This window comes from Blautia sp. CGZ-1-C1 (assembly GCF_056504575.1).
Genome location: NZ_JBWLUT010000024.1, coordinates 1 through 2,478 on the forward strand (window position 1 = coordinate 1; position 2,478 = coordinate 2,478).

The window sequence follows — 2,478 nt, forward strand, 5'->3', positions numbered from 1 at the left end:
GCAAAAGACCTTTTGTCCCTAGCATCTTTTATTGTATAAAGCAACTTCCATACACTGTATATTACAGCATATGGAAGTTATCTGTAACTGTAAAATCATTGAATGTTTACAGCCGTTTTTGTTTCATTATAGTATCCGTCCGATTATTTATCTCCATGCTCTTTAAGGTAATCGGCTTTTCCCATTTCATAAAGGTTATTACCTTCTGAGTCAATAATAACTACAAGAGGCATATCCTCTACATATAATTTACGAAGTGCTTCTGCACCAAGATCTTCATATGCAATAAGCTCTGCTTTCTTGATACATTTAGCGAGAAGTGCACCTGCGCCGCCGATAGCTCCGAAGTACACGCCATCATATTTCTTCATAGCATCTACTACTTCTGGAAGGCGGGCACCTTTACCAATCATTCCTCTTGCTCCGACAGACATCATAGTTGGTGCATATGCATCCATACGTCCGCTGGTTGTAGGGCCTGCGGAACCGATAACTGCACCTGGTTTTGCAGGAGTCGGTCCTACATAATAGATGGTCGCATCTGTAGGATCAAATGGGATTTTTTCGCCTTTGGCAAGAGCTTCACACATTCTCTTATGTCCTGCATCACGTGATGTATAAATTGTTCCGGTTAATAATACCTGATCACCTGCGTGGAGAGTTTTTGCCAGCTCTCTTGTAAGTGGAAGTGTAATTTTCTTTCTTTCCATCTTAGATCACCTCCGTTTTATGACGGGTTACATGGCAGTTAATATTTACTGCGCATGGCATACCGGCAATATGAGTCGGCATTGTCTCAATATTCAGACCGATTGCTGTTGTCTTTCCGCCAAATCCCTGCGGTCCGATTCCGAGTTTGTTTACTTTTTCAAGCATCTCTTTCTCAAGATCTTGCATAGAATGGATCCGGATTCTGAGAATCTAATGGTCTCATAAGAGCTTTCTTTGCGAGAAGTGCACATTTATCAAAAGTTCCGCCAATACCAACGCCAACTACCATTGGAGGACATGGGTTAGGACCTGCTGTCTCTACCACTTCGAGAATAAAGTCTTTGATACCCTGTAAACCTGCAGATGGTTTGAACATACGGATCTGGCTCATGTTTTCGCTTCCGAAACCTTTCGGACCAACTGTAATCTTTACCTGATCTCCAGGAACGATTTCTGTGTAAATCATAGCCGGTGTATTGTCACCTGTATTTCCACGGCGTACCGGATCTTTTACTACGGATTTTCTTAAATATCCCTTGTCGTATCCACGACGTACACCTTCATTAATGGCGTCTTCAAGGTTTCCACCAACGAAATGTACATCCTGTCCGATTTCAAGGAAGACACATGCCATTCCTGTATCCTGGCAGATCGGTACGTTTTCGTTATCGGCAATTTCAAAATTCTCAATAATATTATCAAGTACACCTTTGGCAATCTCTCCGTCTTCACATGCACGACAGGTTTTGATCGCGCATTTTACATCTTCCGGAAGATGCTCGTTGGCTTCGATACAGAGCTTTTCAATGACATCTGTAAGTCTGCTTACTTCTATCTCACGCATATGTATGAGCTCCTTTCTGATATGGTTAGCCTTTTTCAACAGATTCCGGGAAACTTCCCCGGAACCTATGTATAATATTATATTTTCTTACTGTAGATATCAACATTATCTTTAAAATTTTATCATTCCAGATTAATACAGAAGTATGAATCTTATGTCTTTAATCTACACTGTTCTTTCTAATACAGATTATCTCTCGTGGCGGGCATATTTCGGAAGCAGTAATGGAGATACTTTATCCGTATGTACGTCTGCCTCTTTCAGTTCTTCTGCATATTTGTAGATATGGTCAAGGTTCATTTCTCCAAGCTCTACGTTTTTGCATTTAGTTGCGGCTTTCTTACCTGCATTTCTTCCAAATACGATTACATCCAGAAGAGAGTTACCCATCAGTCTGTTTCTTCCGTGGATTCCGCCGGCTGCTTCTCCGGCAACTAAAAGGTTCGGGATTTCTTTTGTAAATCCGTCTCCGTCGATCTCAAGACCACCGTTCTGGTAATGAAGTGTCGGATAAATAACAATCGGAACTTTTCTCATATCAATGCCATAGTTCATGTACATACGGAACATTGCCGGAATTCTCTTTTCGATAGTTCCTTCCCCGCCAAGAATCTCAATCATCGGAGTATCAAGCCATACGCCTTTAAGTCCTCCGGGAACTTCTACTCCACGTCCCTCTTCACACTCGCGGATAACGCCGGAAGCATTTACGTCACGAGTTTCAAGCGGATGAATGTAAGCTTCTCCGTTTGCATTTACAAGCTGTGCTCCAACGGAACGAACTTTCTCTGTTACCAGAGCACCCATAATCTGTGATGGATAAATTGCTCCTGTTGGATGATACTGGATAGAATCCTGATAAAGAAGGGAAGCACCTGCTCTATATCCAAGTACAAGTCCATCTGCGTTTACGGATTCGTGGT

General features: G+C 42.0%; 2 protein-coding genes and 1 pseudogene. All 3 read right to left on the reverse strand.

Going from position 1 to position 2,478, the window contains the following annotated elements:
• Nucleotides 1-143 precede the first annotated feature (143 nt).
• A complete protein-coding gene (locus AC058W_RS01230; RefSeq protein WP_117674539.1) occupies nucleotides 144-710 on the reverse strand; it encodes a Fe-S-containing hydro-lyase in 567 nt (188 codons plus the stop codon).
• A 1-nt stretch (nucleotide 711) separates the two neighbouring features.
• Nucleotides 712-1,555: pseudogene (locus AC058W_RS01235) on the reverse strand (fumarate hydratase).
• Between the two features lie 189 nt (nucleotides 1,556-1,744).
• On the reverse strand, nucleotides 1,745-2,478 hold a 734-nt coding region (locus tag AC058W_RS01240), incomplete at its 5' end, for an FAD-binding protein (RefSeq protein ID WP_479389595.1).